Below are 22058 nucleotides of genomic sequence, written 5' to 3' on the forward strand. Positions count from 1 at the left end.
AGAACGAGCCCGTAACAATCTGACTGAAAGTACCGTCATCAGCCCGACGAAAAACGCGTTGATTCGCCCACACTTTGACGAGACAAACGGTCAAAAACCTGGCTCGAAACTACCGAAGTAGAAGAAGCCGCCAAATGCGCTCGACAACCGCTATGATCAAGCTCACAACTTGGGAATGGAATTTCCCGCCGCCATAGACAAGGGGATTCCACATGACGGGACATATACAGTTCTTCCTCCGAAGTGAGGCTGTGCTCGGCGCGCTTACCTCACTTTCGAGCGCAGATGATCTTGTCTTCTATTGTGGTGCAGGTGTGAGCATCGATAGAACAGGGCTCTCCTGGTCACAGCTCCTCAGCGAACTATTCAAGGAATCCAAAGATCACGGACGGAAAAACCGCGAACGAGATCACAAGGCTATCGATTTCCTACTCAAAAACCTCAAAGACGAGGAGCAGCGCGCTTCGATCCTCACGGAGTATTTCACAGAAAATGGCGCTACAGATACAAATGAGTATCTTACTTCAAAACTCCAACAAATTCTTTATGAAGAAAATGGCTGGAGTGAAGGAAACTTACTTAGCAACCTAGTACGGCTTGCAATTGTAGCAGCAATGTACAAGAAAAGTGTGACGATCCTAACGACAAATTATGATGTTTACATCGAAGAAGAATTTATTCGAGTGTGTAAAGAAATGAGTGATAAGGCCAATCAAGCCGGCGTCACTGTTCGATACCCAGGACTAGAGAGGCTAATTTCTCCAAAATTGCCCTCCAATTCAACATGGACTCCACGTAAAATCCAGGACGCCGTCAAGACCAAATCAATAGTCCGAATCGTATACCTCCACGGCAGAGTTGGTCGCCCAGGTACCGCCACTGAAGGGACAGTTGTTCTAGACGAGAACAGCTATTCGATCTCCCGTAATACAATTACCGACAAGATAAAGGAATATATCGACGGTAAGTCATTGCTTGTAGCGGGCGCCAGCCTTACGGATGGTCCGCTTGTTGAAGCCCTTGCTTTAACTAAAACAAAAGACGCAACCAAACAAAACCGATTTGCGTTGGTACATCCGACAACCACGCTTGATCCTCTAAACTACGACTGCAATTTTTCAATTAAAGATGCGATCGAAAGAATAACTCAAGATGACGTCGATCGGTTACTTGGGTACCGTGGAAAACATTTAGGTATTCACATTCTCCATCCTATGTCACATTCCCAAACTGCACAATTTATCGAAGAATTGAACCTAGCCCTGGTTCTTCACGGCAGAAGAACCAATCGAGAATATCGAGACAATATTGGAATCTCTTACGAGCAACGTCTTTTTCAATGGCAAACCGAGTGGGAAACTAATAGACCCAATCCGGAAGAAGCTCATCAAATTCTTCAAGATGCACTCAAAATCAAATTTCGGAAATTTTGCCCCAAAAGGAAAATGAAAATTCATTCCTTAGATTGGAAATCTGGGTTCGAATTAAACCTGGATCAAGCAACCGGACCTTGACACTATTTGCAAACTCTACCGGACCTCTTCTCGTGGACGATGACCTACTCAGAAAGGAGCCAATTTCAACAGAGTCTTCAAATGCCTCTGTAGTGACCTTCCTTCAAGGCCGCCCTCTACTACAAGACCTATCGGACCTTGGACTCGGTGGACGTCCAGCTTCAAGATGGAGATCCTTCTTCTCCGTTCCAATATTGTTGAATATCAAAAAGGAATACGACGGCAAGTCATACACCGGAAATGTTCCCGTTGGTGTTATCACACTTGCAGGAATTGAAGAAGCAAAACTGGACTATAGGTTCCATAGCCTCGATCTTTCAGAGATCGATAAACTAAAGACTACATTGGTCGCAGTTGGACGGTCCGTCCTGCGCCGAACCCTTGACTCCACTTCACCCCTCTGCTATAATTCGCACATTGAACTAAATGGGAAAACCACAATGATTGGTCCAAATTTTGATAGAGAATCAAACAGTGAAAGGCAACATGAGGAATTAGATAGTGTAACATTAGCCTCAGTGGTATCCTCTAAAGAGCTAGTATCCACTGAAGAGGCAGGTTCTCGACAGCAAGGAGATGAGTCAGTTTTGGCAAAAGAGCTCGGTGGTACGTCAGTCGCGGTCTTAGAACGTGGGCGACGAATCAAGCGACTGGAAGAAATCGCTAAAGACGCTGCTGACATTAATGACCGAGAGAACGCTCTGGAAACAGAGTATCTACTTGAGGCAACGTTAGATTCCTGACCTAATTAGGTCGGAGTGAAGAATGCCTAATTTGTTTTTTTGATTAGCTTGTTTTGATAATCATTGATAATTCGCTAACTTGGAACTGAGTATCTAAAGTTAGCGAATTTTTGTGCTTTAATTCCGATTGGTTATTCCGATCACATGCAACCACAACGAACAGCTGCCCTGACCATCCATATCGCGCCTCTGTCCTGCAGTTATTAATTTGCCCAATTCCTGGATGCCAAATTTATTTCGATTACCAGTCGACTTTAATTTATTCGTCACACTTAGCTATATTATATTACTTTGCCAGAGGTTCATGACATCACTACTTCTTATACGATCAAGAAATTTTTCTCTTGAGCCATTGAAGTTATTGGTAGCCGCTAGTTGTAGCCGGAGCCAAGTAACCTGTTCATCTGTAAAAGGCGCCCGGTATCCGAGAAGGCTTGTGATCTCATCGAGTGTGACTTCATTGCCGACCATCACCATCGCCTGACCGTAGTCGGTTACATATCTGGCCAAAGCTTCCGCCAGGACTGCGTAGCGCCAGAGTGCTGTCGCGGCAAATTCTTCGGCTCGAGTTGTCTGCCCGTCGCTGCTGGCCCGTTCGCTCGCCAGCAAGTCTGCGCGCAGGGCGTAGGCCGTTGAGAACAAGCGAGCCTCAGCTTCACGCTTGTCCAGTGATTTTCCACCAGCCGCGGCAAAGTCATTGAGAATTGCGCCGTCGGGACGTCGTCGAGGCCTGACTCTGACGCGAATACGCCGATCCTGCTCGAATCGATAAATTTCAGCCGCCAACTCTTCAAGCGCGGATCGTTCCCAGTGCTTTCGCCATGTTTCTCGGTCTATGCCCATGGCATCTGCGGCAGCGTCCCTGCGGTCACGCTGCCGCTGTCCGCGGGTTCGAGGGACAAGTCCCAAGTACAGCCGGACGGCTTCACCTGTGGGTCCCTCACCCAGCTCAGCCGCTGCTTCCTTTAGCACTGCCATCATGCCAATCGCTAGGTCAGCCTTGGCCGGTCCTCGAACCTCGGTTTGCACAATGGCGAGCGAACTCAGGCTAGGAACGTCAGGAATCCGGCTTGGCGAGATCCCATGTTGCCCAAGAACGACCAAGTCAGCGAGCAGTTCTTGGACGTCTGGAATGGCAGATGCGTTCATAGCCAACAATTACCCGACTTTTGTCCGAAACGATACCCCCTTTCTGTCCACCCCCTCCGAACAGACTTGTATCAAGCCCCGAAACGGCACAGCAACCGCTTTGGGAAACACGACAACTTCAACGGAATGGACCAAGATCATGTCTGACCTTATTCGTCGCCCCGGAGGCGACGCATCACCTTTCTCCGCACCTGGTGGCTTTACTCGTCCCGAAGCCAAGGGCTTGCAGCGCCGCCAGAACAACGAGATTGCCAATGGACTCGTCACCGCAGCCCGTGTCCAGTCGGCCGGATTTGTCGCCGCGACCGGTATTCAGCTTTCGGCCATGCTCAGCCGCGAGGCCCAGTTCCTGTCCGACGGCGACCCTCGGACGGCAGAACGCCTGAACTACATTGCGGATTCCTTTGCCGAGTATGCGGCGCTGGAAGTCCGCCGGTTTCAACGGTAGGTGATCACCATGGAATCGATCTTCCCTCGCCGACTCAAGCCCCGCTCGCCTTCGGACAAACTCGACACGCAGAACGAGGATGCCGTCCGCTTGCTTATCAGCGGCGTGACGACGCTGGTCGATGATCTGGAGGCTCATGCCGCTCGTATCGAGGTGACAGCGCCGGCTGCCGCCCGCCATTTGAGGGTGACCGCTCAGCAGCTCGCAAGCCTCACCTTGGCTGCGGTCGAAGCATGGCCGAAGGTGACAGGCTAGCCATGTTCTGCTTGCACATATTGGTTACCGCCGTCGGTATCGTCGCCGTTTCTGGGTTCGTTTCTTGGGCACGTTCCGCCCTGGACCGTGACAGGCCCAATGAGTCGCGGCTCGACAGCATTCAAAGGGTTGAGCGTGAAGCCGAAGCTGCAACTGCACGTCTTCGGGTTGCCTACGAGCGTGCTGTCCGGCAGATACGCCATATCCGCCGAGACTGATCAAAATCGGTCATTACGTGCCGACCACCAGCGTGGCCATCAGGCATGGAGCCAAAGTGGATGTTGTTCATTCCACATCACATTTTCCGTTGTGAAAGTCGCCGCTCACAAGATCATTTCGACCTCTGTTAGCGGCCGTCCGGTCGCCCTGTCGGATCGGTAACGATTGGCAGCGATTGGACGATTTACGAAACCGTTCACTTGGTTTTTAGTACAGACAGAGCATCGCGCTAACGCTGCCAAATCCCCACCAAATGAAGGTCATCTCGCAGCCTCTCGCGCCCAAAACAGCTCAGAAAGGAGCACTCAGCAATGGATACCCAGCACCAAAAGGACAAGTCCAGCGACGCAACTACTGTTGCCTATCCGGACCTGCATCCCTCCCCCACGGCAGACCGCGGCCCCGTACCGGCCATGCCTGGCGGCCCAACCGTCCAGAGTACATATTCCTGCATCCTGGCCGATCCACCGTGGGACGTCGATCAGAAGGGCAAGCTTGGCGCCGAGCGCCACTACGACCTGATGACGCTTGAGCGGATCAAGGCCATGCCTGTCGCGTCCCTTGCCGCACCGGATAGCTGGTGTTTCCTGTGGGTCACCAACGGTACCCTGCGGGCCGGCTATGACGTCCTGGAAACGTGGGGCTTCACGCCGCGCGTGCCCTTCACCTGGATCAAACCTAAGTTCGGTCTCGGTAATTATCTGCGGCACGCCTCAGAACACCTGTTGGTCGGCACGAGGGGACATGTGAAGCCGAACTACCGCAGTCAGCCGACGTGGATGTTCGCGCCGGTCCAAGACCACTCACATAAACCGGAGGAGTTCTACGCCCCGATCGAGCGCCTGTGTGACGGCCCCCGGCTGGAACTGTTCGCCCGCCGCCACCAGCCAGGTTGGGACGCTTGGGGCAATGAAATCGACAGCCAGATCAGCATCCCTGGCTACCCCGTTCCCTCAGACGCCATGCGACCGACGACGGCAGAGAAAGAGGGGATCCGCCATGGCAGATAAGCCTGCACGCAGCCCAATGCGCTGGCTATTTGACGGGGCACTGCTTCTCCTCGGCGCGGCACTCGCCCTGAATTGGGCCTTGTGCCTGTTCGCCCAAGTCTGGCTCGGGCTGGTCATCATCGCGGTCGTCGCCGTAGCCGTCACCGGCATTGTCAACTGGTGGCGGCTGTGGCGAAGACGCTGGTAGGCCGCCGGGCAATTGCCGGGAAGACGAATCATCACTTTTACAACGGGAGGAGGATCAGCAATGGGAAAGCAATCACGACGAAGAAGCACCAAGCCCGAAAGACGGCTGCGGGTGCGCAGCATTCGCCAAGATCCGCCCGACCTGGAACGGCTGACCACTGCACTCCTCGATATGGCCCTGCGCCAAGCCGCCCAGGAGAAGCAGGCCCAAGAAGAGCGGCGAGAAGCCGACCGGAAAGCCCGGCAGGAGGCGCCCCATGAGTAGCCCGGCCGTATCCACGTTGGTCTGGCGTCAACTTCACTGGCCCCGCCCGCTCCTCCCCGCGGCAGTCACAACCTTGGCCCGCTTCCTGGCATCCAACCGCCTTCACGGTCACGTGGTCTGGGAAGTCCGGGCTCACCATGGCGTGATCCAGTATTTTGTTGGGACAAATCCGGAACAGGCGCGGAGATTCGCCTACGAGCTCCGTCAACTTTTGCCCGGCGTTGTGCTCACGTCAACAGGGACCAGACCATCGGTTACCAAAGTGGCCAGTCTGCGCTTGTCCCCCACCTCGCTGGCCGCCCACATCGGCGATGCCGAAACCGTGGCCAGAACAATGCTGGCTGCCCTGTCGGCCGCTCGTTTCGCCGATGACCAGCTGGTAATGCAAGTGGTCATCGGCGCCGGCTACAGCCCCACCCTGTCAGATAACCAGGACAACCCACTGGCGCCGTGGTGGAACCTCCTGACCGTCGGCCGACGGCCAGCGCCACGAAACGTTGCCGCCCGCCTCACGGCCAAGGCCAATCAACACGCCAGTGACGCGGTCGTTAGAATCGGTGTGACCGCAGAGACGCCGGCCAAACGGCAGTCGCTTGCGCTGGGACTACTGGGCGCCATTGCCACTATCGAAGGCCCGGGCCTCAGGGCAACCTTGGTGCCGGATCGGGCGGTGAACCTCAACCTCGCCAGAGCGCCGCGCCTGTTCTGGCCGCTACGACTCAGCGTCGACGAACTCGGCGTTGTTCTGGCACCACCACTCGGCAGCAGCGACCTGCCGGGACTGCCACCACTTCACCCTCGCCACCTGCCGGCCTCTCCGGCCGTCGATTCCAAGCAGCGAATCTTTGCCCAAGCGACCGCTCCCGGGCCACGGCGGCATCTGGGCATCGGACCGGACGATGCTCTTCGGCACTGCGTATTTATTGGGCCAACCGGCAGCGGTAAGTCAACGGCCCTGCTCAACACCATCGTGGGCGATATGTTTGCCGGCCGATCGGTCTGCGTCATTGACCCCAAGCATGATCTCATCGATGACATCCTGGCCCGCGTGCCAGAAGACCGCCGCGAAGACGTCGTCGTTCTTGATGTCAGCGACGAGGCGCCGGTCGGCTTCAACCCGCTGGACAGCTCGGGGCGAAACCCCGATGTTGTTGTTGACGGCATTCTGGCCGCCATCAAAGACATCTTCGACGGCATTGGTCCCCGCAGCCAGGACATCCTGCACGCCTCCTTGTTAACGCTGGTGCGGGCCGGCCACCACACCTTGGCCGACATACCGCAGCTCCTCAGCGACCCAGCCTACCGACGCCCGCTCACGGCCGCACAGGCTGACGATGCCGTCCTCGCCGGATTTTGGGCATGGTACGACGGACTCCGACCAGAAGCCCAGGCGTCAACCACGGCACCACTGCTCAACAAGCTGCGCGTCTTCCTGTTGCGCCCGCAACTAAACCGCATCCTGTCCCAAGCCGCTCCGCGATTCCGCATCAACGACGTCTTTACCAAATCGCGCATTCTTCTCGTGCCCCTGAACAAGGGACTTGTCGGGGCCGAATCAGCAGCCCTGCTCGGGTCGCTTTTGGTAGCTGAACTATGGCAGTGCATCCTGGCCCGGGCGGCCGTGCCGGCCAGCCAGCGAATGCCAGTGATCATCACTGTTGACGAAGTCCAGGACTATTTGAAGATCGGTGATCTGACCGATGCCTTGGCTCAGTCCCGATCAATGGGTGTTGGCTGGCAGCTGGCCCACCAGTATCGCAAACAACTGTCGGTTTCCATGGCAGCGGCCATCGACAACAATGCCCGCAGCAAGGTCGCTTTCACCCTTGAGGTTGATGACGCGAGAGCCATGGCTGCTATGGCGCCTGAGCTGGAGCCGGTGGATTTCCAGTCTCTCGGGCAGTACGAGATCTACTGCAATCTGGTGGCAGCCGGGCAGCCGTCCGGCTGGGCCTCGGGCAGGACGCTGCCGCCACCGATCAAGATTAGTGATCCGGATGCCATCCGGCGTCGAAGTCGAGCCCTCTATGGACCAGAGGAAACCAAGCCGCCACCAGCCAGCGCTGCCGCGTCACCCTCATACGAAAAACCATTAACGCAACCGCCGACAACCTCACCCGTCGGCAGAAAAAGGAGGATGGACGATGAATGAAATTGAACTTGACGACGACCACTCGGAGACTGAGGAGTCTACGGACGATAGTCCGGCCGCCCATCCGACCGCGTCTGTGACGGTGGTCGAACAGGCCCCGAAGTCCGCGCCCGATCCGACGTTACAGCTAGGGACTGATCCTCCCTTTGGGAGGACAGATGCCAGCTCAACCCGGACCGGAAAGCACCAACGCCAGCAAATCCTGGCCCACCTCACCGAACGCGACCGAAGTATCCTGCTCGGCCTAGCTGCCCACCGCTACCTCACCACCACCCAAATCCAACGGCTCTACTTCTACAGCCACAAAAGCAGCATTGCCGCAGCACGCGCCGCTGTCCGAGTCCTCGCCCGCCTCCACAGCCATACCCTGATCATGCGCCTGCAACGGCGGGTCGGCGGCTTCGACGGCGGCTCCAGGGCATATATCTGGGCCGTGACCGACACCGGCGAGAAAGCCATCGGCGACCTCAAGAACGTCAGCAGTAAACGTCGCCGCTACGACCAGCCCTCCACCCAATTCCTGGACCATGTCCTGGCCATAACCGATACACGGTTGGAAATAATCGAAGGCGACCGAACTGGCGCCTTCACTATTGTTCAGACACAAATGGAACCGCAGTGCTGGCGACCGTATTTAAACCGCCACGGCCAAGCGACCCACCTCAAACCCGACCTCTTCATCGTGACCCAAACGCCCGACTATGAGGATCACTGGATGATCGAAGTCGACCGCGGCACCGAGCATCTGCCAACGGTCCTGCGCAAGTGTCACGCCGTCCAGCTCTACCACGACCGGGGCATTGAACAAGAGCGAGCAGGGGTCTTCCCACTGACCGTCTGGGTCGTTCCGGACGCAGCCCGACGCCTCAAGATCGAGGCTGCCATCACCGCCACGGCAACGCTCGACAACGAGCTATTCAGGATCATCGAGCTGGACAATCTGACGCGGCTGATCGCCGGCGGCGGCACCCTGAACGGACCGAAACCGGGAGGGCACCACTAATGGAGAAACAAGAATACATTCGCCCGCCGCAGTCCGACCCCGAACGACTGAACTGGCCACCAGGCACCCCCTTCATCTACGTCACCTCACTTGCCGACTATATGGACAATGTTCGCCACTCTGCCTGGATCAGCGCCGACCAGCAAGCCGACATGTTGCAAGTACAGATCGAGGAGCTGATGGCCGCCTCCCCCGATCTGAAGGCTGCCCAGCCGGGTGTGCCCGGTTGGTTCATCGAGGACAATCGGGGGTTTTACGACCTTGGCCTGTACTTAGGGACAGATCTCGATGAGATTTCGCGGATCGGGCGAGGCATTGCCTTCAAAGGTGAAGCGTTCGCAGCGTTCGTCGTGGCCCATGGTGCTGGGCCGGATGTCATGGACGAATTCACTGACTGCTACCAAGCCACATTCATCAACGCAGAAGTATGCATTGACGCATTTCTGGAATCCATGGGGTGGCAGCAAGCCTTCAACGCTTTTATTACTGATCAAGGCATTGAAGGGCTCGTCCACTTCGATCGGCGGGCCATCTGGCGGGCCTACACCGAGGCCTGGGAGGTTCTGGAAACCAGAGAAGGGGTCATCCATGTCTTCAGCCGATAGTTATCCACAGCAGCCTGCTAAGGACAACGGGGGTCAAAAGAGGCCCTTTGAAAGCACCTAATTTTGACCGTTCCAATCCCGGCGAAGAAGAGCTACAGTCAGAGCTGCCTAACCGGAGAACACAAATGACTACACCCACCATCACCAGCGCCTACGCCACCGCCGACGAACCCATCGCCGACATCATCCACGTCAATGAAGACAAGTCACTGGACTTCACCCACATGGACGACAGCGCGCCAGCTGGCTCACGAGCCGTCCTCTATCTGCGGGTCTCGTCCAAAGGCCAGGTCAACACCGACTACGACCCAGAGGGCATCTCCATCCCCGCCCAACGTGAGTCCTGCCTACGCAAAGTCGAGCAACTCGGCCTCACCGTCGTCACCGAGTACATCGAGCCCGGGCGCAGCGCCACCGAAATGACCAAGCGCGTTGCCTTCCAAGAAATGCTGCGCCGGGTCCGGGCCGACCGCGACGTCGACTACATCGTTGTCTACAAGCTCTCCCGTTTCGCACGCAACCGCACCGACGACGCCATCGTCATGGCCGACCTCAAGAAACGCGGCGTCACCCTAATCAGCGCCACCGAAAGCATCGATGCCAGCCCCGTCGGCCAGCTGATGCATGGACTGCTCGCCGCCTTCAACGAATACCGCTCAGCCGAGGATGGAGCCGACATCAAATACAAGATGGCCCAAAAGGCCAAAACTGGCGGCACCATCGGCAAAGCCCCTGTTGGCTACGTCAACGTCCGTGAATTCTTCGAAGGGCGCGAGGTGCGCTCGGTCGCCGTCGATGAGATTCGCGGCCCCCTCGTTGCCCAGGCCTTCGAGCTGTATGCCACCGGCAACTACACCTTCGCTGACCTCTCCGAGGCCATGGAAGACCGCGGCCTGACAACCAAGGCAACTGCCCGGCGCCCGTCGAAGGCGATCGCTTCAACGTACTTCTCCCGACTGCTTCGCGACCGCTACTACGTCGGCGTCGTCACCCTCGGCGGCGCCGAATACCCCGGCCGTCACGAGGCCCTCGTATCCGATGAGCTGTTTGAAAAAGTCCAGCACCTCCTCGACAGCCGCGGCGTGTCCGGTGAACGACGCCGAATCTATCACCACTACCTCAAAGGCACGCTGTACTGCGACAGCTGCCATAAACGGGGCATCGTCCACCGGATGGTCATCCAGCGGGCCGTGGGCAGAAATGGCACCGAATACTTCTACTTCTTCTGTGCCGGCAGGACATCCAAGGACTGCTCCTCCAGCCATATCAGCACTGCCCTGCTGGAAGACGCGGTCATCAAGGAATATGCCAAAATACAGCTGGCCCCCGACTTTCTCGCGCATGCCCGGAAAAGTATTCGTGAAGCTCTCAAGGCCAAAGAGATGGCCAACCATCTGCTCCGGCAGCAGCTGGCCTCAACCCTCCAGGAGTGCGATGCCAAAGAGGAAAACCTGATTGATCTTGCCGCCGACGGCACACTCGCCAAGGACAAGATACGTACCCGACTGACGGAGATTGAACGTCAGCGCACTCGCATCCGCGAGCAGTTGGAGAGCATCGACTCGAACCTCGAAGCCGGCGCCCGCTACCTCGAGACCTACCTGGACCTGTTAGAAGATCCAGAGGCCCTCTATAGGGGCGCCACTGACGAAGAACGACGGCAGCTCAACCAGTCCATCTTCGTGAAAATCCTTGTCGAAGAAGGCGAAGTGCCGACGCCTCACCTGACGGAGCCTTTGGCAACACTCCTTGCCGCACAGGCCGGCTACAGAGCCTTACGAAGCGGTTCAAGCCGCCAGGATGCCATCGCCACAGCCCAGACACACCACGCCTCACACAGCGAGACGAAAAAGGGAACCACCCGACTCGGTGCTTCCCTTTTCGTGTCCGTAGAAGACTTACTCGACGCCATCGACAACGCCGATGTTTCGAATACGGCCACTATGGTGGAGCTAAGGAGATTCGAACTCCTGACCTCCTCGATGCGAACGAGGCGCGCTACCAACTGCGCCATAGCCCCGTGATGGTGGTTACACCATCAACGATTTCTAGATTATGCCCATCCCCGGCAAGATTCCAAACTGACACGCGCGCTACTGCCGGTCTTGGAGCCATTCGCCAAATTCGACGCCGCCCACCGCCGCATCGGGCACCAGGTTCTTTCCCGCCCGCAGGAACGTGCCGAATGCTCCGGGCAGCCGCACTGCGGTCACCACGCCGCGCCGGCCCGTCACCGATTTCCACTGCTCCGCCAGCACCTTCATGGTCCACACCGAAGGCCCGCCTGCCTGCACCGAGTGGTGCTCCGGCGCCCCGGGGGCCAATCCCGCAACGGCCTCGTCAACGAGCACCCGCGCCACATCCGACGTCGAAATCGGCTGGAAGGACACACCGCTGAACGCCGGGATCAAGCCGACCTTGGCTCCTGCGGAAAACAATCCGGCCACCAGATTGTGGAACTGCGTCGCGTAAACCACCGTGGTGGCCATGCCCGAGGCCTCGTAGCTGCGCGCCCGTGCGGCCTGCACCTGGTAATACCCCATGGTGCACTCGGCCGCGTTGACGATGGTCAGCAGCACACACCGGGACACGCCGGCGTGCGAGGCCGCCGCCAAAACCGCCACGCTCGTGGACGGCAGCGCCTTCAACGCGGATCCCGTCCGGGCATCCAATGTCTCGACCAAAACGTCGACGCCGGCCAGCGCCTCGGCTACGCCACGTCCGGTCCGGAAATCCGCCTCGAGGTAGGTGGCACCATGGACCCTTTTCGCGTCGCCGTCCACGGGCACGTGCCGGCTCAGCGACCGCACCGAATAGCCGCGTGCCACGGCATCCTGCACCACCGCGCGTCCAGCGGTGCCCGTCCCTCCGGCAACAGCAATGACAACCATGCCCCGACCCTACCCCGGGCCAGTCCAGAACAAAAGATGCTACAAACCGCGGGCACCAACGGACACAAAAATGGCCGGACCCGAAGGTCCGGCCATCCATGGAAAATTCTTGGGAAAAAGCTATGCGCGGCGGCGCTGCAACACGACGTCCAGGTTGGTCAGCCCGTGTGCGGCCTTGCCGGGCTTGGCTGCAACGGAAGTCTTCTCCGTGGACTCGGCGGCGTCCTTGGTGTCCTTGGCGGCGTCTTCCGAAGCGGCATCGGCGTCAGCCTTGCCACCCTCCACCACAACGGGAACGGACGGTCCTACCCCGACACCGGCCTGATCGGCCTTGATCGAGGTCCCGGCGGATTTGGGCGCCTCGGGAACCTCCAACGGGGCTTCCTTTGACGCTGCGCGGGCAGCCGTGACGTAACCCGGCTTGGGCACCTCCACGGGTTCCCAGGTCTCGCCGTCAAGCTCACCCTCGGCCAAAGTCTGGGTGTGGGCCAGGATGGCGTCAGCCGTGCCCTTCGCGGCCACACGCAGAGCGGCGTTACGCAATTCCTCGGCGGTCAGCGGTTTTTGCACCGGGGCAGGCTCGGCACCCTCGGCGCCGTCGAACAGCACGGTTTCCCGGGGAGCCGGAGCGGCACTGGAGGCACCCGCGGACCTGGCGTTCGCCGTCGCACGCGCCTCGGCTGAAGCCTGCCAGGCGGCACGTCGAAGGTTTTGGTCGCGGACAGCCACGGAACGCAGGCCGGCCAGGACGGCGGCAAACAGGACCAAAGCGGTCCAGGTCAGCGCTGCGGAGCCAATGTTGAACACGTTCAAGGCCCCGGAAATACCAGCCGTCAGCAGGGCAAGAAGGCCCACTACCGCGATTGTTGTGCGTCCCCAGCGGATATTAGACGGTGCAGGGCTGTGAACGGGCATGGCGGATGACTGTCCCGGCTCCACGAGAGTGTGGGCGTCGGAAGTACTGCTTTCCATTGACGTCTCCTGCAACTGCTGGGTTTGGCGTGCCGGCTGCGGCGTGGCAGTCGTTTCAACCACCAAAACATGGTTACGCGTTGGGCGCATCCACGGTTCAACCCTAGAGGGGAAATATGTCCCAACTGGCATTACTGCCGGTGTGTCGCAAGGTGACACCAGATTTCCTGCAGTTAGCGGTTTGCCAGCCACCTGGGGAGAATTCCGCCCGGAACCTCCTCGGCCGTCAACGCGAAGCTGCGATGATCGGCCCACTCCCCGTTGATGTGCAGGTAACGGGGACGCAGCCCCTCATCCCGGAAGCCAAGTTTCTCCACCACACGCAGGCTGGCGGCGTTTTCGGGCCGGATGTTGATCTCCATCCGGTGCAGGCCCAACGTCTGGAAGCAGTGGTCCGTCACCATCGCCGCGGCGGTCGGGGCAATGCCGCGCCCGGCCCGCCCCTGATCCACCCAATACCCCAGGGTGGCCATCATGGCCGAGCCCCACATGATCGAGGAAACCGTCAGCTGCCCCACCAATGCGGGCTTGGCTTGGTGGGGCACGCGCTCGGTGATGACGAACGGCAGCGCAGTAGCGTCACGGGCCTGGCCATTCAGGGCCCGCACCATGCCGCCAAAGGTTGGCAGATCACCCTGCCCCACGGGGTTGGACGCCTCCCACGGTTGCAGCCAGGCGGCGTTGCGGGAGCGCACCCGCATCCATTCAGCCCTGTCGCGAAGCTTGATGGGGCGCAGGATCAAGTCACCGGATTCCAGAGTCACCGGCCAAATGGCCTGGCCCCACATGGGCCCTACTTCTGCAGGTCTGCGGTGAACTCGCCCAGCCATTCACGCAGGTCCGCGCCCAGATCTTCGCTCTCGCAGGCCAGGGTCACCACCGCCTTCAGGTAGCTGAGCTTGTCACCGGTGTCGTAGCGGCGGCCGCGGAACACGACGCCGTACACGCCCCCGCCGTCACCTTCACGGGTGGCGAGGGTCTGCAGGGCGTCGGTCAGCTGGATTTCGTCGCCGCGTCCCGGAGGGGTGTTCTCCAGTACTTCAAAAACGGCCGGGTGCAGCACGTAGCGGCCGATCACGGCCAGGTTGGACGGAGCGTCCTCCACAGCCGGCTTTTCCACCAGCTGGTTGACGCGTACGTAGTCTTCGCCTTCGATGACCGTCATGTCGGCGCAGCCGTAGGCGGAAATCTTGTCCATGGGCACCTCGATCAGCGCCACCACGGAGCCGCCGGTGCGGGCCTGGACGTCGATCATGGTGGTCAGCAGCTCATCGCGCTCGTCGATGAGGTCATCGCCGAGCAACACGGCGAAGGGCTCGTCGCCCACGTGGGTCTTGGCGCGCAGCACCGCGTGGCCCAGGCCCTTGGGATCGCCCTGGCGCACATAGTGGATCTCACCCAGGTCGGTCGCGTGCTGGACGGCGGCGAGACGCTCGGCGTCGCCCTTGGCCTCGAGCAGCTGCTCGGTGACGGGCACGCGGTCAAAGTGGTCTTCCAGGGCGCGCTTGTTGCGCCCGGTGATCATCAAAACGTCCGTCAATCCGGCGCTGACGGCTTCCTGCACCACATATTGGATGGCAGGCTTGTCAACAACGGGAAGCATTTCCTTGGGCATGGCCTTGGTGGCCGGCAGGAAACGGGTCCCCAAACCGGCCGCAGGAATAACGGCTTTACGGACACGTGGTACAGAAGTCATGCTCCTAGGCTAACCGACTCGCACACATATCCCGGGGATGCGCTTGCTAGGTTTGGCGTAACACAGCCCAGCGAACAGGTCCCCATGAACCCCTCCAGCAAGATTGAATGGCGCGCCGTGCTGCGCGCCGCCCGCATCTCCATGGACGACGCCGGCCGCTCCCGTGCCGCCGCCGGCCTCGCCGCCGCGGGGCTCGCCTGGGCCGGATCCGTGAGCAATGGCACATCCCAGGGCGCCGTGTGCGCCTACATTTCCACCGGCCACGAGCCACCCACGGAACTGCTGCTGGCTGCCCTGGTGCGGGCCGGGCACCCGATTTTTGTGCCCGTCTGCGAACCGGATCACCAGCTGAGTTGGACCCCATGGACCCCCGGCGTCGAGATGGTTCGCAGCGTCCTGGCCCCCGTCATGGAACCCGTGGGACCCCGACTTCCCTTTTCCTCGTTGGGACAGGTAGCCGGGATCCTGCTGCCCGCACTGGCCGCCGACACGACCGGCGTGCGCCTGGGGCAGGGCGGCGGGTACTACGACCGGTTCCTGGCTTCGTTGGGGAACGCGGTGCGAGGCTCTGTCACGGCTGGCACAGCGGCCAGCACAGCGGCAGGCGACTTCGGCGCAGCAGACGGATTCGGCGCAGTGCCGACGGCCGCCGTCGTGCATGACAGCGAAGTGTTTGCGCCGGGGCTCCTCCCCCACGACACCCTGGACAAGCCCGTGGACTACGTCGTGACACCGTCGGGCTACCGACCTGTCACGTCCGCGCGATCCGGTGCAGGGGTGGGTTGAAATAACGGGGCCCAACGGGGCGTTATAGAGGTCGATGATAGAATTGGCACTCAGGACCCTGGACTGCTAGGCAGTCGCGGTCCTGACGCACGTATCCAGGAGGAAATTCAGTGCCCACTTACGCCTATGCTTGCAAAGACTGCGGCCATGCATTCGACATCCAGCAGTCGTTCAGTGACGACTCCCTGTCTGTCTGCCCCGAATGCCGCGGCGCCCTGCGCAAGAAGTTCAACTCCGTGGGCGTTGTATTCAAAGGCTCCGGCTTCTACCGCACGGATTCCCGCTCCGGTTCCAGCACCGTGCCGGCTGCCAGCGGCTCCGCACCTACCGCCAAGGAATCAGCCCCGGCTGCACCCGCTGCGAGCAGTGCCGCCAAGGCGCCCGCGAGCGTCGGAAGCTAGCTCTTCGCGTTCTTCTTTACTGACTTGAACTTTATTGGACTGAGCCCACGTTTGGATGATTCATCCCTGCACAGGCGAGGCTGCCGCGCTGCCGGCGCACATTCCCGGAGCTGACTCTGCCCCTATGCCGGGCTGCGGCCTAGCGTAAGTTTCATGAGGTCAGCCAACAGCCCGGAAGCACCGTCACGATACGCCCCACCCCGCTGGGGCGGCTCCCCCTTTGCCGGGCGCACTCCCCCGGCCACGCCACGCGAGAAATTCGTTCGCTGGCTGCGCCGGCGCCGACGGTTGGTGGCCGCGCTCCTGCTCTGTGCCGCCACTGCCATAGCCGTGCAGCAACTCACGCCGGCCCGCCCCGTCACGACCAACGTCCTGGTGGCAGCCCATGACCTCCCCGCCGGACACACCCTTGTTCCGACCGACCTCATGCCCGCGGCCGTCAGCCCGGCCATGGTTCCCGACGGCACGCTCACGCCACCGGGCAATGTGGGCGCCAATGTGGGCGACGCGGCCAGCCGCGCATCGCCCCCTAACGACGGCGACACGGCAGACACCGGCGACACCGGCGACACCGGCAGCACAGGCCGTACGGGCGGCACCGCGGACACCGCCGGTGCGGCAGCCGGCCATGCTGGAGCCGCAGGAACTTCGACTCAGACCGTCCCGGCTGGGTCCTGGGTAGGCCGGCAGGTTTCCGGGCCTGTGCGCCGGGGTGAGGTGATGACGGATGCCGCGCTACTTGGCGACGAGCTGCTGATCGGTGCCCCGCCCGGAAGCCAGGCCGTGCCGTTGAGGCTTGCCGACCCCAGCACCGTTCGTCTGCTGCGGCAGGGCCAATTGGTCAACGTGGTGCTGAGCTCCAGCGCGGGCCTGGACGGGCCTACAAGCAATGATGTCCTGGCCAGGTCCGTTCCCGTGCTGTGGACCCCCAACCTTGCTGCGTCGACCGGAGGGCTGCTGCCCAGCCAGGAGACCGATGGCCTGGTGGTGGTTGCGGCCACCGCCGAGCAGGCTTCACTGCTGGCCGGGGCGTCGGCCCGCGGCAAGGTGTTCCTGGTGCTCGTCAACTGACTGGTCCTGGGCCGCGGCCCCCAGTGGGAACCGGCCACGGCCCGCCTGCGGTCGCGATTCCAGTGGTGCTCCACGACGTCACGGTCTGCGGTATCCGGGGCGTCGGAGGTGCTTCTCGGCCTTGTAGCCTGTGGCACCTCAGGCACCTCAGGCACCTTCGGCGCCTTACCGACCCGCGCCCAGGTGTGCATGCGGAAAAGTAGCCCAACAAAAGAACCGTGCCGCCGGGAGGCCCGGCGGCACGGTTCAAAGGGTAAGACTGGGTGTCAGCCCCAGTGCGGGGGCTTGTTTTCCCGCAACCACGCATCGTGGCCCCGGTCGCCGGGTTCGTCGCCCCAGGTATGTGCGGCGTCGTGCGGGGCCACCTTGGGCAGCACGTCCGACTCCGTTCCCGCGGGCTTGGCCGTAGCCGAATCGGCTGTGGCGTCGTCCGTCACAGGCGCGGCGGATTCATCCTTGTTGTTCTCGCCATTGTTGTTTTCACCAGGCTCACTCACCGGGGTCACACCTTCTTCACGTGCTGTTGTTTCGGTTGTTTCACTTGTCCGCGGGTTCCCGGCAGCGGGTTCGTCGAACTCCGCATCCAGCGCGTCGTCCCGGCCAAGGCCCAGCTGGTCGGCGACGGACTTGGCTGCCGTCGACCTGGCAACTGCCTCCGCGGCAGTCGCAACGGCGCCGCCCTCGGCAGGCTCCCCTGCAAGCTGAGCAACGGCAGCTTCGGGGGTTGCCGCAGCGGAGGTTCCGGCGGCAGAGCTTGCAACCTCCAGAGTGGCAACTGCTGGCTCAGCCGAGTCGAGGAGCGGTGTCCTGCGGCGGGACCGCGGGGAGTCGATGACGGCCGTCATCGAGGTGTCCAGCGCGGTGCCCACCAGGGAAGAGAGATCCGAGTCGACCACGGAGGCCAATCCCAGGTACCGGCCAATTTGGTCGGCGCAGTTGGAGGGATCGGTGAAGACTTCGATGGTCCACAGCGGGACGTAACGCCAGCCGAGGCGTTCGAGCATTTGCGGACGCAGGCGGCTGCGTTCACGAACGCTCATGTTCTGGTATTTCGCGGTTCCGTCGGATTCCACTGCCACGGGCACGGGGATCTCGTGGTCGTCTCGGCCCAGAAGCTGGACGGGGTCCGGTGCGGCCACAATGTCCAGGGCGCCGTCGTAGTGGTGCCAAACGCGCGCGCCACGGGCCCGCAACCGGTCGGCGAGGTCCGCCACCAGCGGGTCCTCGCCCGACTGCTTCTCGCTGTCCTGTGCCCGGGAGGCCGGGGTGCCCAGCAGGGACTTCCCGGCGAGTTCGCGATCCAAGAGCTCGAAGAAGTCCACGGCGCCATGGCTGAGTCTCTGCTCGTCCAGGTCTTCGGGCCGGAAGCAGGTGATGATGTGGATGTGGTGGCGGGCCCGGGTCATGGCCAAGGCAAACTTCGCGCGGCCGTCGGGCTCGGACAAGGCACCAAATCCGTGCAGTGCGCGGCCGTGCGGGGTCCGCCCATAGCCCAGGGAGAAGATGACCCGGTCACGGACCAGTCCGGCCGCCCTGTCCACCGTCACGACACGGAACGATTCCGGGCCAGACTCAAAGAAGCTGGCCAGGAGGGGGTGGTTGGCCATTTGCAGGCGGATGGCCTGGGCCACGCGCACGGCGTGGCGATCGCTCGCGGTGATGACGGCCAGCGACTCGCGGGGACGGACCCTGGCGTGTTCAAACACCATGTCCACCACGCGGTTGACCTCGGCGACGACGGATTCAACGCCGCCGCTGCCGGCGCCCGGCAGGCCCTTGCCATCCGGGAGGTAGTCGACGGTGAGCGCCCGTTCCAGCCCCGTGACGGCGCGGCCGTCGGGGAGCCGCTGCAGCTGCGAATCATAGAAGCCGTTGCTCAGTTGCAGCACCAGGTCTTCATCGACGGCGCGGTAGGAGACCGTGAGGCGGTGACGCGGCAGAACGCGAGACAGCGCGCCAAGCACGCTCTCCAGTGGATGCTGGTCGACGCCCTTGGCCTCGGGATCGCCAACAGCCACGGTGAAGCTGCGCGGGCAGGCCGTCTGCTCGTCGCCAAACGCCACGACTTGTTCGGCCCGGGCCAGTGCCGGCAGCGCCGACTGCAGCGAGGTGGATTCGGCGTCCAGGATTACGACGGCGTCGAAACGGTAACCGGCCGGGATCACGGAGGGCACCACCAGCGGGCTGGCGGTGAATACGGGAACCAGGTTCTTGAGCAGGTCGGGAGCCTGCGCGCCCAGGGCCTCCAGGGAAACCCTGCCGTCTTTGAGCACGTTGCGGAGCATCTCACCCTGGCGGTTGCGCCCGGCGACCACCTCGCGCCATTCCTGCGCGAGCTTCCACCGGATACGGCTGGGGCCGGACGCCACATGTGTCTGGTCGGCTAGGCGGAACTCGGCCTCCAGGCGGCGGAGGTTGTCGCCGTCGGACATCGCAAGGTAGTCATCGCCGCTGATCATGGCCTCAAGGGCCGACTGCCACCAGGCCAGTTCAAGCTCGGCGCGGGTCTCCCCCGCACCCACCTCGCGGCGGGACAGGTCATCGAGCAGCTCGCCCAAGCCCTGCTCGCGCATGCTTTCGAGCAGGAGCGTCCGCTCCGGCAGGGTCTCCAGCGAAGCCTTGTCTGCAACGAGCGCCTCGAGCCGGCCCACCAGTTCCCCGGCGTTGAAGTTCAGCAGGTCCCCGCCGTCCACCGTACGTTCCAGGGACGTGCCCAGGGTGCGCAGTTTCTTGTGGAGCTCCCGGAAGGTGCCGTTGAGCTCGGCCAGCCCGGCCGGAACCGTGGGGTGGCGCTTGCTGGTGGCGGCGGCCGCCCACAGCGAGCTTTGCTCGTTCACGAGTACAAGGGACTCGTGCAGATCCGCGATGTGCACGCCCGGACGGACGAAGTCCTTGGCGTTGCGGCGGTAGCGGGCACGCTGCAGGGCAGGCATGTCGATGCCCCGCTCGCGGCGCCAGGCCGTTGAGGCGGTGGCCGCGATCATCTCGTCGATGGGCCAGTCAAAAACATCTGACTTGAACTTGTCCAGGCTCTCGCGGATGGCGACCAGCATCTGCAGCTGGCGTCCCCATTCGGCGAAGGTGTTGCCGTGGCGGATCTGGCCAAACTCGGCCACCTCGCGCATTTTTTCCGCGAATGCCGGAACGTGCTCGAAGAGATCCTCCGCCAGGGCGTAGGCTTCCTCGGTCTCCTTGCGGGTCACCAGCCGGGAGCCGTGCCAGGCACTGCCCACCGCCACCTGGCTGAACGAGCCAAGTTCGGCGGCACGGCGCAGTCGTCCGCTGAGTTCGGCGCGGTCCTTGATGTTGTCCAGGACGCTGCGCTTGAGCCGGACGGTGGTGGCCGGTGCCGGGTGGATGGATGTCAGTTCGGCCAGCGACTGCATGGCCTGGTAGGGCGAGCAGCCCCAGCGTTCGCGCACGTTGTGCAGGCTCGCCACATGGTCCACGAGCTGGTGGCGGTGATCCACCAAGGTCTCGTACAGGCCTGCCAGCTGCGGTTCCACGGCCTTCTCGTTGCGGGTGATGGAACGGATCAGCTGGGACTTGAGCTGTTGTGGTCCCGTCTGGGCGCTGAGCTGGAGCAGCAGCGAATCCAGGTCCATGTCCGCCAGGATCTGGGCAAACTCGTTCAGGGTGCTGCGCCGCTCCCCCACCACCAGCACGCTCTTGCCGTCGTGGACCAGCTGGGCCACGGCGTTGATGGCCGTCTGGGTTTGGCCCGTGCCGGGAGGCGTGGACACGAGCACGGACTCGCCGGCCCGGACAAGGTCCAGCACATACTGCTGCTGGGGGTCGGCGTCGCGGACCAGGATTTCCTCGGCCGGGTGCCGCTCATCCAGGGCCGTGAAGCGGGAGAAGTCGGGCTCGAGTTCAACCGGCAGGACGTCGTCGCCGCTGTGGCGTTGCAGCTGTTCCAACAATTCGGTGCCCACCTGCAGGGCGGGGTCGGCCAGGTTGTCGGCCAGGAAGGCGAAGGTGGAGACCAACAGGTCATGTTCCACCGAGGCGCCGGGCACGGGGGCCAGGAGGGTGCGCAGCTTGTCCAGCACGGGCACCGGGTCAAAACGCGCGGTGCTGTAGGCCAGGCGTCCCAATGCGGGTGCATCCACGAAGATGCTGGAGTGCTCGCGCAGGTGCGTCACGAGGGCCGGGTTGATCTGGGCCTGCTCCATGAGTTGGAGTTCGTAGTCGTCCTGGCCGGCACGCACGCTCAGGGCGACGGCAGCCAGCAGCACGGGAGCGCAGACGTCGCCGCTGTTGGGTCCGTCCACGGCCGACCAGCGGGCCAGCCCGGCGGCGAGGTAGCCGACGTCGATGCCGCGGTCGGTGCTGAGTTCAAAGATTTTCGCGCGCAGGGCTGCTGCGGCACGCTTCGCGGACGCGTAGTGCTCGGGTTCGCGGATCAGTGTTGAGAGGCGTGTTTTCCGTCCGGCCAGCAGTTGCGCAAGGCCGGAGGGGTGCGCATGGGTGAGGTCAATGCAACCGGTGTTCGTCTTGGCGAACGCCAGTGCTGTGTCGGGCCCGGAGTAGGTATCCAATCCCGCAAGCCATGTTTGGAGCTCGATCGAGCTCTCATCGGGACTTGCAACTTCGGACACGGGAGCCTTCTTCTCTGCATTTGAGCGAAACGGTCTTGACCATACTGACATGCAATTCAGGCTATCGCCCCTAGCCCGCATATGCCGGTTC

Annotated in this window: 20 protein-coding genes, 1 tRNA gene and 1 pseudogene; 14 read left to right on the top strand and 8 right to left on the bottom strand. The window is 61.6% G+C overall.

Features of this window, described 5'->3' with window-relative positions; all coding sequences use genetic code 11:
• The first annotated feature begins 212 nt into the window (after positions 1-212).
• Together AL755_RS22610 and AL755_RS23310 are read left to right on the top strand one after the other, a co-directional pair.
• Positions 213-1514 (top strand): SIR2 family protein, encoded by a 1302-nt coding sequence (locus tag AL755_RS22610; RefSeq protein ID WP_082369407.1) that lies wholly within the window; start codon positions 213-215, stop codon positions 1512-1514.
• Entirely contained in the window at positions 1511-2257 is a 747-nt protein-coding gene (locus tag AL755_RS23310) for a hypothetical protein (RefSeq protein ID WP_150117167.1), read from the top strand. The genes AL755_RS22610 and AL755_RS23310 overlap by 4 nt, the downstream gene beginning before the upstream one ends.
• A gap of 276 nt (positions 2258-2533) precedes the next feature.
• Here AL755_RS23310 and AL755_RS23315 read toward each other — a convergent pair whose 3' ends face one another.
• Positions 2534-3406, bottom strand: coding sequence for a hypothetical protein (locus AL755_RS23315; protein WP_150117168.1), 873 nt, complete (start codon positions 3404-3406; stop codon positions 2534-2536).
• Between the two features lie 139 nt (positions 3407-3545).
• On the opposite strand from AL755_RS23315, the gene AL755_RS18195 reads away from it, so the two are divergent.
• The 9 genes and pseudogenes from AL755_RS18195 to AL755_RS24685 all read left to right on the top strand — a co-directional run.
• The gene (locus AL755_RS18195) at positions 3546-3854 is read left to right on the top strand and encodes a hypothetical protein (protein WP_054012209.1); all 309 of its coding nucleotides are present in this window, start codon (positions 3546-3548) and stop codon (positions 3852-3854) included.
• A 9-nt stretch (positions 3855-3863) separates the two neighbouring features.
• The gene (locus AL755_RS18200) at positions 3864-4109 is read left to right on the top strand and encodes a hypothetical protein (RefSeq protein ID WP_150117169.1); all 246 of its coding nucleotides are present in this window, start codon (positions 3864-3866) and stop codon (positions 4107-4109) included.
• Between the two features lie 530 nt (positions 4110-4639).
• Positions 4640-5338, top strand: a complete 699-nt coding sequence (locus AL755_RS18205) for an MT-A70 family methyltransferase (protein WP_202813534.1) — start codon at positions 4640-4642, stop codon at positions 5336-5338.
• The gene (locus AL755_RS23320) at positions 5328-5525 is read left to right on the top strand and encodes a hypothetical protein (RefSeq protein WP_150117170.1); all 198 of its coding nucleotides are present in this window, start codon (positions 5328-5330) and stop codon (positions 5523-5525) included. The genes AL755_RS18205 and AL755_RS23320 overlap by 11 nt, the downstream gene beginning before the upstream one ends.
• A gap of 60 nt (positions 5526-5585) precedes the next feature.
• Complete coding sequence (locus AL755_RS23325) at positions 5586-5789, top strand: hypothetical protein (RefSeq protein ID WP_150117171.1); 204 nt, start codon at positions 5586-5588, stop codon at positions 5787-5789.
• Positions 5790-6051: 262 nt separating this feature from the next.
• A complete protein-coding gene (locus tag AL755_RS18215; protein ID WP_160318929.1) occupies positions 6052-7941 on the top strand; it encodes a type IV secretory system conjugative DNA transfer family protein in 1890 nt (629 codons plus the stop codon).
• Positions 7934-8944, top strand: a complete 1011-nt coding sequence (locus AL755_RS18220; protein ID WP_054012213.1) for a replication-relaxation family protein — start codon at positions 7934-7936, stop codon at positions 8942-8944. The genes AL755_RS18215 and AL755_RS18220 overlap by 8 nt, the downstream gene beginning before the upstream one ends.
• Complete coding sequence (locus AL755_RS18225) at positions 8944-9549, top strand: antirestriction protein ArdA (protein WP_054012214.1); 606 nt, start codon at positions 8944-8946, stop codon at positions 9547-9549. Before AL755_RS18220 ends, AL755_RS18225 begins: the two co-directional genes overlap by 1 nt.
• Before the next feature lie 224 nt (positions 9550-9773).
• Positions 9774-10568, top strand: a pseudogene (locus AL755_RS24685) (recombinase family protein); the annotation flags it as partial.
• Here AL755_RS24685 and AL755_RS24170 read toward each other — a convergent pair.
• From AL755_RS24170 to galU, 6 genes are all read right to left on the bottom strand, one after another.
• A complete protein-coding gene (locus AL755_RS24170) occupies positions 10488-10892 on the bottom strand; it encodes a hypothetical protein (RefSeq protein ID WP_237762544.1) in 405 nt (134 codons plus the stop codon). The pseudogene AL755_RS24685 and the gene AL755_RS24170 overlap by 81 nt on opposite strands.
• 601 nt (positions 10893-11493) lie before the next feature.
• A tRNA-Ala gene (locus AL755_RS18235) sits at positions 11494-11569 on the bottom strand.
• A gap of 73 nt (positions 11570-11642) precedes the next feature.
• The gene (locus AL755_RS18240; protein ID WP_054012216.1) at positions 11643-12440 is read right to left on the bottom strand and encodes an SDR family oxidoreductase; all 798 of its coding nucleotides are present in this window, start codon (positions 12438-12440) and stop codon (positions 11643-11645) included.
• Between the two features lie 120 nt (positions 12441-12560).
• A complete protein-coding gene (locus AL755_RS18245) occupies positions 12561-13295 on the bottom strand; it encodes a hypothetical protein (RefSeq protein WP_150117172.1) in 735 nt (244 codons plus the stop codon).
• Between the two features lie 290 nt (positions 13296-13585).
• A complete protein-coding gene (locus AL755_RS18250; RefSeq protein WP_054012218.1) occupies positions 13586-14200 on the bottom strand; it encodes a GNAT family N-acetyltransferase in 615 nt (204 codons plus the stop codon).
• Between the two features lie 5 nt (positions 14201-14205).
• Positions 14206-15108: a UTP--glucose-1-phosphate uridylyltransferase GalU gene (galU, locus tag AL755_RS18255; protein WP_054012219.1), complete on the bottom strand. Its 903-nt coding sequence runs from the start codon at positions 15106-15108 to the stop codon at positions 14206-14208.
• Positions 15109-15192: 84 nt separating this feature from the next.
• Between galU and AL755_RS18260 the strand changes: the two genes are divergently transcribed.
• From AL755_RS18260 to AL755_RS18270, 3 genes are all read left to right on the top strand, one after another.
• On the top strand, positions 15193-15894 hold the full coding sequence (locus AL755_RS18260; protein WP_054012220.1) for a 5-formyltetrahydrofolate cyclo-ligase: 702 nt from the start codon (positions 15193-15195) through the stop codon (positions 15892-15894).
• Positions 15895-16004: 110 nt separating this feature from the next.
• Positions 16005-16295, top strand: a complete 291-nt coding sequence (locus AL755_RS18265; protein ID WP_054012221.1) for an FmdB family zinc ribbon protein — start codon at positions 16005-16007, stop codon at positions 16293-16295.
• Positions 16296-16448: 153 nt separating this feature from the next.
• Positions 16449-17366 carry an RcpC/CpaB family pilus assembly protein gene (locus AL755_RS18270; RefSeq protein WP_150117173.1) on the top strand — a complete coding sequence of 306 codons (918 nt, stop codon included), beginning with the start codon at positions 16449-16451 and terminating at the stop codon, positions 17364-17366.
• A 266-nt stretch (positions 17367-17632) separates the two neighbouring features.
• On the opposite strand, the gene AL755_RS18275 is transcribed toward AL755_RS18270, so the two are convergent.
• A complete protein-coding gene (locus AL755_RS18275; RefSeq protein WP_054012223.1) occupies positions 17633-22018 on the bottom strand; it encodes a DUF4011 domain-containing protein in 4386 nt (1461 codons plus the stop codon).
• Positions 22019-22058 lie beyond the last annotated feature (40 nt).

This window comes from Arthrobacter sp. ERGS1:01 (assembly GCF_001281315.1).
Classification (GTDB): domain Bacteria; phylum Actinomycetota; class Actinomycetes; order Actinomycetales; family Micrococcaceae; genus Specibacter.